The organism is Rahnella perminowiae (genome assembly GCF_019049755.1).
Classification (GTDB): domain Bacteria; phylum Pseudomonadota; class Gammaproteobacteria; order Enterobacterales; family Enterobacteriaceae; genus Rahnella; species Rahnella perminowiae.
In genome coordinates this window covers 1-8,753 of sequence record NZ_JAFMOS010000424.1, presented here as the reverse complement: position 1 = coordinate 8,753, position 8,753 = coordinate 1, and the positions used below count along the sequence as shown (strand labels likewise).

Sequence of the window (8,753 nt, the reverse complement as noted above, 5' to 3'; positions counted from 1 at the left end):
TGTAATGTCAGATCAGTTTTAAATGTTACAATTTTGCAATATTAATTTCATCTTAGCCATTATCATTATAGTTTCTTGATTACCTAAACTTCAGCAGCGACTATGAATCAGTGAGTTATATTGACTGCAAAAAATTGCTCAAGTTGGTAACCATATCAACTCAACGTTTGTACAGCAGCATGGGAAGTTCAAAAATGACATACTGAAATTGGCTACCAGAATAGAGGCCTTATCTCACCGGGCCTTCTCAACCTGTTCTTCAGAGGACCGGTTGACCGATATTTTTAAAAGATAGCTAGGCAGTTTGTCGCGAATTTTAGGCCTGATGAGATTACGTTAATAACGTAAAGCAGATCGGATCACCACATAAATCCTCAGTATTAACTTTGGAGCAGAGAGATGAGTCGTAAACAGCGAGAAGATATTAAGAATAAACTTGGACTCCCTACCATAGCCGCATCGGCTGACCGGACTCTTGAACAAATTCGGGCTGGTTTTGCAGCATTCATGAAAACAATGCATATCCCTTTGGGTACTCAGATCAGCAGTACAACACTCGGAGAACGAAAAGCACTGCTTGTTGAAAAAAAGCAGGATAAACGAGACGGAATAATCTTGTATTTCCATGGCGGATCTTTTCTTATGGGGTCACCTGAAACGGCAATGACTCTCACCGCCAGCCTTGTCTTACGGACCGGTATAAAGGCCATTTCTCTTGATTACAGACTCGCGCCAGAACACCCATTCCCGGCAGCAATTGAGGACGGCACTGCTGCTTATCGTGAGCTTCTTAAGCAAGGTATAAGCCATGAATCTATTGTCTTCGCAGGTGATTCTGCAGGTGGCGGGCTTTGCATCACAACGTGTCTCAAAGCTCGCTCAGAGCAATTACCATTACCCGCTGCGATAGTCACATTTTCGGCAGGTCTCGATGCAACGCGAACAGGGGCAAGCGTTGACACCAAACATGGCATCGATCCTTACTTTACGCGTGAAGGTTTCAGCTCTTCCGGAAGTATGTATCTGGGGGATGCAGACCCAAATCAGGAACTGCTTTCTCCCGCCGTTTATGCTGATTTGACAGGTTTCCCTCCGATCCTTTTACAAGTAGGAACAAATGAGCTTCTACTTGATGATTCCACACGATTGGCGCAGAGAGCAAGAGATGCGGAAGTGGATGTAATTCTGGATGTAACTGCCAATGTACCTCATGTTTTTCAGTGTTATAACGGAGTACTGGAAGAAGCAGATTATGCTCTTGACCGCGCCGCGTTATTTATTAAACAAAATATCAAATAAAAAAATAATATTAAGCGAATGTTAAAGAGAAAGTTCTCTGTTTAAATCTCAACTACATTCAATAATTAAGTTATCACGGCCTCACTAAGACGGTTTACTTTTTATGGTCACTGAAAATAATAGTAAAATCGTCTTGTTGAGGCTAGCACTTATTCGGTCTGCAATTACCGTGATGTTAGTGTCAAAAACCACTGCGCCTTTAAGCTCTCTTTTGTTGCCACCGGCTCCAGTCCGCCTAAAGCGAAATGACTACCCGTGCTTCGGTTGCTGTACATGGCAGCCTGTCAGGCTTGTTAGCTCTGAAGCAGTATTTACGCCAGGGACGGGCGACGACCAAAAATCATCGTTAAATATATCGCTGATTTGTTTACGCTGAAAATGACCATTTTGGGATAACAAAAGTCAATTCCTAGACATAAAGACAACTTAACAATGGGTAATCTAGTCGCATTCTCATTAAGAGTGTGACACATGTTAATAATCAGAAGGCTATGGCATCATTCAATTTATCATGTCGTTCGCTACGCCCCGGCTGATGCGCTGGACCAGCGCCCGCACCGCGAGCGTATCCGGATTACTGATTACCGGACTCGGCTGTCTGATGAGCATTCACCTCAATCCCGATGCGGCTTATCACGTCACTGTTCCTTCGTTGATCGTGCGTGGCATCGGGCAATCGTTAGTGGTGGTGGCATTGGGAGTGATGGCAATTCAGGGCCTGGAAAAGGATCAGGTGGGCTCGGCATCGCGGCTTTTTTCGATGGTGCGCAACATAGGCGGAGCCATCGGTATCGGCCTTTCCAGCCAGATCGTGGTTGAGCGTGAAAAACTGCATGCGCAGCGCATTGGCGAATCGGTTACCTCTTTTGCTCAGGCAACGCAGGAAAGGCTGGTCGAGACAGTCAACAGGCTCTCACACGTTCATCTCGATCACGCTACCGCTCTGTATGGCGCAGGGGCGGCAAGATTGCGCCAGCAGGCTTTGGGGTTGATTGATCAGATCGTGCGTCGTGACGCCCTGCTGCAGGCCTACAGTGATGCTTTTTACATTGCCGGCCTGGCAATGCTGACTTGCGTGCTGGCTGGGTTATTTTTGCGCAACAACCTGATTGTTAGCGATAAAACTCAGAAGGCCGCACTCCAAACTGGCGTGTAAAGGCAGCGGCAAAAGCGCTTTGGCTTTCGTAACCGTGCTGCAGAGCCACCTGTACAATCGGCATGCCTTGAGCCAGGCTTTCGAGTGACAAAAGCAGGCGTGCCTGCTGCCGCCAGCGCCCGAACGTGATGCCGGTTTGCCGCTGAAACTGACGATGAAATGTCTTGACGCTCATCGCTAAATCTGCGGCCCAGTCATCGGCGGCACGGCTATTGGCGGGATCGTCGGACAATGTCTGGCAGACACGCAATATGCGCGCATCCGTTGGCCAGGGAAGATTGAAAGGCAACACCGGTAAAGAACATAACTCATCGAGGATAAAACACATCAAACGCCCGTCCCGGCTTTCCAAATCGTAATGGCCTGTGACCTGGGTTGCAGCAAAGATCAATTCACGTAGCAGAGGTGAAATCTTGATAACGCAGTCAACGTCAGGTAATCCGGGAATAGCATCTTGATTGACGAAAATACTGCGCATTCGTGCCACACCGCGCATCCGCACGGTGTGACTGACGCCCGCTATCAGCCACACGCCCCGGCTCGGAGGGACAACCCAACGGCCAACATCCGTTTCAATAACGAGCCCCCCTTCAACCGCATAGACCAGCTGCGAACGCTGATGACTATGCGCAGGGATCCTATGACCGCTGGGATAATCGACAGCAACGCCAGTAACAGGTGTTGCCGTGGGGGTGTTTTCGTGTTCTGACACTAATTCAACCATTGCACACCTTATTCGAGCCCCTGGAATCGTGCTTATATTTAAACATTGTCTGTCCTTGAGGGCAGCGAGTGATTCAACATTTTTATGTCCGGAGCCGGACAAAGTGTTCGTTTTCCTATTCCAGGTAAGGCTTCAGTATCTCTTCCATCCACTTCATGAATACGCGCACCCGGCGCGACAGGTTGCCCCGATGTGCAACGATGAGGGACACCGGAAGCGCCCGGCGACGAAAATCAGGCATGATCTCCACAAGCGCACCACTCGTAAAGTATTGGCCAATCCCCAGGAGTGGTGCCTGAATCAAACCAAGACCGGCAAGGGCAGCGGCATCATATGTCTGCGCGCTGTTGACGTGTAGCGCACCTGGCAACTGTAATGTCGCGAAACTGTCACCGTCCGGATATTCCCATCCGTAAGGCCTTGAACCCAGCATTGTCGAAAAATGAACTGTCCGATGTTCCTGACGCCGTAGGTCTTCCAGCGATCGCGGGATGCCATAGCGCGCCAGATAAGCAGGACTCGCAGCATTGACCATCCGCAACAGGCCCAGGGGGCGTGCAACCAGCGTTTCGTCCCTGATAGGTCCAAGCCGCAATACACAGTCGAACCCCTCTTGAACCAAATCGACTTGTCGATCCGTACTTGACATTTCCAGCTCCAGATAAGGGTGAGCTGCCATGAAGTCAGGCAAGGCCGGCACGATCGTTGTGCGCGCTACCTCGGTGGGAAGGTCGACCCGTAAACGCCCGCGGAGTGCCACGCGGTCACCAGCAAACATTGAGTGCAGGTCATCGACTTCAGCAAGCAGATCACGGGCACGGGAATGAAATACGCGCCCGTCCTCCGTCAACTGCACGCTGCGCGTAGTCCGATGAAGAAGTCTGACACCGACCTCTTCTTCCAGCTTCCGGACTACCGTGGAGGCCCTTCCCTTTTGAATACCCAGACTATCGGCCGCGCGGGTGAAGCTCCCCATCTCAGCTACCGTTATGAATATGAGGACAGGCTCGAGGTTTTGCATCTTCACGCCTTTTATTGTTTCACCACGAAATAACAGTGTGTTCATTTTGGCAGTATTTATTGTGCCTGACAGACACAGTAACCTCCAGCACATGAGATTTCCCGGCAGAGAAAGTGAAGAAACCATGAAACTAAAACAGGTGTTTAAAGCGATGACTTTGCATCCCGCCCTGTGGGCTGGCCGGATAATGAGCGGGGTTGTTGTTATCGCTCTTGCGGCAGACGGCACCATTCAGCTTTTTGCGCCCGCGCAGATCGCAAACATGTTGCAGGAAACCAGGTTCACGATGGATATAACTCATGTCGTGGGACCCATCACCCTTGCCTGCGCCATTCTTTACGCCGTCCCCGCGACGGCTGTCCTCGGCGCGATCCTTGTGACGGGTTTTTTGGGTGGCGCGATCTGCGCCCATATCCGCATCGGTGAGCTGGGGTCACCGCCGGAAATTATTTCGCTGCTTCTGGGCGCGTTAACCTGGGGCGGCCTCTGTCTGCGAGTCCCCCAGGTACGAACCCTTTTACCACTCATCCATTGAACCAAATGGGGTAATGTTCTGTCCCTCAACATCAGGAGAAGACGTATGTTTTTAGTCATGGGAATCACGGGAAATGTAGGCGGCGCGACAGCAAGGCATTTGCTGGCTCAAGGTAAGAAGGTACGTGCGCTGGTCCGCGATCGCGAGAAGGCGGTTAACTGGATGAACCAAGGCGTGGAACTGGTTGACGGCGACTGGAATGATTCGGGATCTATCGAACAAGCGCTCAAAGGTGTCGAAGGCGCGTTTGTTATGTTGCCTCCGGTTTGGGCGCCGTCGCCCGATTACAAAGAAGCAAAGCGCGTGATTGCAAATTATGTCGAGGCACTCTCCAGAGTAGCGCCACCAAGAGTAGTGGCACTTTCATCAATGGGGGCGAACAGAAACACCGGGCACGGGGTGATCATGGCTTTGTCGCTGTTAGAGCAAGGCTTTCGCGAACTCATATCCCCCGTCACGTTTGTACGTGCAGGCGGATTCTTCGAAAACTTTCTTTTCGGTTTACAAGCCGCTCAGGGCGGAAAGTTACCGGTCTTTTACAATCCGACAAACCGAAAATCAACCATGGTCGCAACAAACGACATTGGTGCAGAGTTCGCAACCCTTTTGACCGGCCCGGCTTGGTCAGGGCAGCGCATCGTCGAGATTGGCTCGATGGTCAGTGCGGATGAAGTCGCAGAGCAGTTGGGCGAAGTCCTGAATCTCGACGTGAAAGCCTTTGCAATCCCGCGGACAGGGTGGGCTGAAGCGTTAGAGCAATTCGGTATCCCGGCGGCTCACAGCGAACCAGCCGAAGACATGTACGATGCCGTGAATGCGGGATGGATGGACCTCGGCGTCGAAGGAACGGAGTACGTAGCGGGAACCACGCCTGCACGCGACGTCTTCGCCGCGGCTCAAAAAGCGATGAAGGTATAATCCATGATAATAAACGAGGGTCACGTTCGACTCCCGTGCTCCGTATACGCAACAGCTATCCCTTCTGGTTTACACCCGTAAGCCAGATATCAACTGCTTCTGGCAAGCCTGAGGACACTCCGGAGCTTAAGTCGGGTGATAATTCGAAGGTGGTTGACCCGTAACGCGGCGGAACATTGTAGAGAAGGATGAACCATTGTCATATCCCAGTAACAACGCCACTTCTTTAACGGACGTTCCTGTTATCAGCAATGCCAGCGCGCTGACCACACAGGCTCGCTGACGCCATGCGGAAAATGACATGCCGATTTGATGCAAAAAATGGCGACGAAAGGTGCTGGCGCTCATAAACAGCGCGCTGGCCCAACGCTCAGCCGGATCATGGATGACAGGAGCGAGTAAAAATGCCTGACAAAGCGCCAGCAACGCTGGCTGCTGCGGCAGTGGAATATCGAACTCACGTACCGGCATTGCCGCCAGTTCCAGCAACATCAAATTAATCAGTGCCCTGTCGCGAACGCTGTCATACAGCGGGGGCAAATCCACCGCGTCCAGCAGTAACTGCCGTAACAGTGGCGATACGCCGATCACTTCGCAGCGGCTGTTTTTACTTAACACAGCCACACATGCTGGTTCGATATATAAACTACGCGTCGTGACGCCCACAAACTTTACGGCATGCAGGGTTTCGGGTGGGATCCACACCGCATGCTGTGGCGGCACAACCCATTCCCCGCTGTGGGTTGATACGTGCATCAGGCCGGTTGCGCCATAGAGAAGCTGCGCGCGACGATGCTTATGTTGCGGCAGGACAAACCCCTGTGCATAGTCATTGCCGAGCGACACCACTTCACGATCCAGTTGATCGTAATCGTCAATTTGTCCGTTACGCACTTCCGCCTCCTTATGACCGTTTTGCAAGGATAATTGAGCGCTGCGAAAATAGGAAGCCAGGCGCTGGCACGATAAGCTGCGCCCTCATTTTCACAGCAGGACACTCCCTTGAACGATATCCTGATTATCGCACTGGCAGGTTTTACCACCGGCATTACCACAGTGCTTTTTGGCTTTGGCGGCGGCTTTGTGGTCGTGCCCTTTGTTTACCAGTTAATATTGCGACAGCCCGGACTGGCAGGCGATGCGATGCATATCGCTATTGCCACGTCGACGGCGGTGATGATTTTTAACTCGGGCTGGGTCAGCTATCGGAACTGGCGTGCGGGTAAACTTTCATCGCAAACAGTGTTTCCGCTGCTGTGGTTTATCGCCCTGGGTGCTGTGGCAGGTTCATGGCTGGCAGGAATAATGAGCGAAGTCCTGATTCGTGCGCTGTTTATTCTTTATATGGTGGTGGCGATTGGTGACTGCCTGCTGCGCAAAGGTTTCTTCAGCGGCAGCACGCCGCGCCGTCTGGCATTTTTAACGGTAACAGGCGGTGGTATGCTGATCGGCATGATTGCAGCATTACTGGGCCTGGGCGGCAGCGTTATGACGGTGCCGCTGTTGCGGCGACATGGCCATACAATGCGCGATTGCATTAGCGCTGCTAACCCGCTTTCGCTTCCGGTGGCGCTGTGTGGTGCATTGACCTATGCGATTAGCGGCTGGCAAAAAATTCCAGCAAGCGGATTTCTTGGCTTCATCAGCCTGAAAATTCTAGGCGTACTGGTTCTGACAGGCTGGGCGGGTATTGTTTTTAGCCGCCGCAATATTCCCGCAGTACCGGATATCTGGCATGCGCGAGTTTATGTGCTGCTACTGTGCGTGGTACTACTGGCGATGCTGCTCTAAGCAAACCCAGTGTTGAGAATTAGCTATTATAGTAAAATATCTGCATTAAAATCCGCTTCTGGCTGTGAGTTCAACGGGTCGATGCAACGCTATCCTTAAAGAAGGGGGACGTTGCCATGAAACGAAGAACTCGCATTCACTACACGCCAGAACAAAAGGCGATTATCTGGGACAGATATAAGCAAGGTGATTCCCTGCATGATATCGCCAGAATGTTCGACAGGTTTCATTCTTCTATTATGCCGACTATCCACCAGACTGGTGGGTATCGTCCTCCTGTTCGAAAGCGGCACCGACTGGCTCTTTCACTTAATGAAAGAGAGGAGATATCCAGAGGATTGGTAGCAAGACGTAGCATCAGGGATATCGCTGACAAATTATCAAGAGCCCCCTCAACGATTAGCCGCGAGATCAAGAGGCATGGAGGTGCAAAACAATACCGTGCAGCAATAGCGGATACAGCTGCGTGGGAAAGTGCTCTGAGACCAAAACCTTGCAAGCTAATTGAAAGCCCCACATTGTGTAAACTCATTGCAGAAAAGATGCATCAGGACTGGTCGCCGGAACAAATCGCCGGTTGGCTGAAACGCTGTTATCCGGATAATCAGGAAATGCATGTGTCACACGAAACGATTTATAAAACGCTTTTTATACAAACCCGGGGAGCATTAAAAAAAGAACTACAGCAATGCCTCAGAAGCGGAAGAGTTGTGCGTAGATCCAGAACGTCATCGCTTAAAGGGAAAGGATTAGGGTCAATCCCGGATGCGATACCTATCAGAGAAAGGCCACCTGAAGCCGCAGACAGAGCCATACCAGGTCACTGGGAAGGCGATCTGATCCAGGGCTCGAAAAACTCCTATATTGTCACTCTCGTAGAACGCCATTCCCGCTTTGTTATGCTGGCTAAAATCAGAGACAACAAGACCATAACGGTTATATCTGCACTCATCAAACAAGCCCGGGAATTACCCGTTGAGCTTTATAAAACATTAACATGGGATCGGGGGTCTGAAATGACCAGCCACAACCGGTTTACTGTAGCCACAGACATCCAGGTTTATTTCTGTGATCCTCAATCTCCCTGGCAACGCGGCTCAAATGAAAATACGAACAGATTGCTCAGACAGTATTTTCCAAAAGGAACTGACTTATCAGTTCACAGCCAGCAAAGACTAAACAGTGTTGCCAGACAGCTCAACGAGAGGCCGAGAAAAACGTTAGACTATGAATCACCCGCAGAGCGGTTCAATCAGTGTGTTGCATCCATCGGTTGAACTCACAGCCAGAAGCGGACATAACTTAAAAC

Annotated in this window: 9 protein-coding genes; 6 read left to right on the top strand and 3 right to left on the bottom strand. The window is 50.9% G+C overall.

All coding sequences use genetic code 11. From position 1 onward, the window contains the following. Positions 1-399: 399 nt before the first annotated feature. A complete protein-coding gene (locus tag J1785_RS06515; protein WP_217192182.1) occupies positions 400-1,299 on the top strand; it encodes an alpha/beta hydrolase in 900 nt (299 codons plus the stop codon). 496 nt (positions 1,300-1,795) lie between these two features. Then, positions 1,796-2,455 carry an MFS transporter gene (locus J1785_RS06510; RefSeq protein WP_338020340.1) on the top strand — a complete coding sequence of 220 codons (660 nt, stop codon included), beginning with the start codon at positions 1,796-1,798 and terminating at the stop codon, positions 2,453-2,455. Here J1785_RS06510 and J1785_RS06505 read toward each other — a convergent pair. Together J1785_RS06505 and J1785_RS06500 are read right to left on the bottom strand one after the other, a co-directional pair. Further along, positions 2,412-3,179, bottom strand: coding sequence for an AraC family transcriptional regulator (locus J1785_RS06505; protein WP_217192183.1), 768 nt, complete (start codon positions 3,177-3,179; stop codon positions 2,412-2,414). The genes J1785_RS06510 and J1785_RS06505 overlap by 44 nt on opposite strands. A gap of 115 nt (positions 3,180-3,294) precedes the next feature. Continuing rightward, on the bottom strand, positions 3,295-4,200 hold the full coding sequence (locus tag J1785_RS06500; protein WP_217192188.1) for a LysR family transcriptional regulator: 906 nt from the start codon (positions 4,198-4,200) through the stop codon (positions 3,295-3,297). A 124-nt stretch (positions 4,201-4,324) separates the two neighbouring features. Here J1785_RS06500 and J1785_RS06495 point away from each other — a divergent pair, with 124 nt between their 5' ends. Together J1785_RS06495 and J1785_RS06490 are read left to right on the top strand one after the other, a co-directional pair. Beyond that, positions 4,325-4,735, top strand: coding sequence for a DoxX family protein (locus tag J1785_RS06495; RefSeq protein WP_217192184.1), 411 nt, complete (start codon positions 4,325-4,327; stop codon positions 4,733-4,735). Between the two features lie 45 nt (positions 4,736-4,780). Beyond that, on the top strand, positions 4,781-5,653 hold the full coding sequence (locus J1785_RS06490; RefSeq protein ID WP_217192185.1) for an NmrA family NAD(P)-binding protein: 873 nt from the start codon (positions 4,781-4,783) through the stop codon (positions 5,651-5,653). A 126-nt stretch (positions 5,654-5,779) separates the two neighbouring features. Here the strand turns inward: J1785_RS06490 and J1785_RS06485 are convergent, their stop codons facing one another. Then, positions 5,780-6,547 (bottom strand): AraC family transcriptional regulator, encoded by a 768-nt coding sequence (locus J1785_RS06485; protein ID WP_217192186.1) that lies wholly within the window; start codon positions 6,545-6,547, stop codon positions 5,780-5,782. A 108-nt stretch (positions 6,548-6,655) separates the two neighbouring features. On the opposite strand from J1785_RS06485, the gene J1785_RS06480 reads away from it, so the two are divergent. Together J1785_RS06480 and J1785_RS06475 are read left to right on the top strand one after the other, a co-directional pair. Then, positions 6,656-7,444 carry a sulfite exporter TauE/SafE family protein gene (locus J1785_RS06480; RefSeq protein ID WP_217192187.1) on the top strand — a complete coding sequence of 263 codons (789 nt, stop codon included), beginning with the start codon at positions 6,656-6,658 and terminating at the stop codon, positions 7,442-7,444. A 116-nt stretch (positions 7,445-7,560) separates the two neighbouring features. Then, positions 7,561-8,721 (top strand): IS30 family transposase, encoded by a 1,161-nt coding sequence (locus tag J1785_RS06475; RefSeq protein WP_217192120.1) that lies wholly within the window; start codon positions 7,561-7,563, stop codon positions 8,719-8,721. The last annotated feature ends 32 nt before the right edge of the window (positions 8,722-8,753 follow it).

Bases quoted from the DNA above. Each gene is read 5' to 3' on its own strand.
- J1785_RS06515 (WP_217192182.1), top strand. From the start codon at position 400: ATGAGTCGTAAACAGCGAGAAGATATTAAGAATAAACTTGGACTCCCT.
- J1785_RS06505 (WP_217192183.1), bottom strand. From the start codon at position 3,179: ATGGTTGAATTAGTGTCAGAACACGAAAACACCCCCACGGCAACACCT.
- J1785_RS06500 (WP_217192188.1), bottom strand. From the start codon at position 4,200: ATGCAAAACCTCGAGCCTGTCCTCATATTCATAACGGTAGCTGAGATG.
- J1785_RS06490 (WP_217192185.1), top strand. From the start codon at position 4,781: ATGTTTTTAGTCATGGGAATCACGGGAAATGTAGGCGGCGCGACAGCA.
- J1785_RS06495 (WP_217192184.1), top strand. From the start codon at position 4,325: ATGAAACTAAAACAGGTGTTTAAAGCGATGACTTTGCATCCCGCCCTG.
- J1785_RS06475 (WP_217192120.1), top strand. From the start codon at position 7,561: ATGAAACGAAGAACTCGCATTCACTACACGCCAGAACAAAAGGCGATT.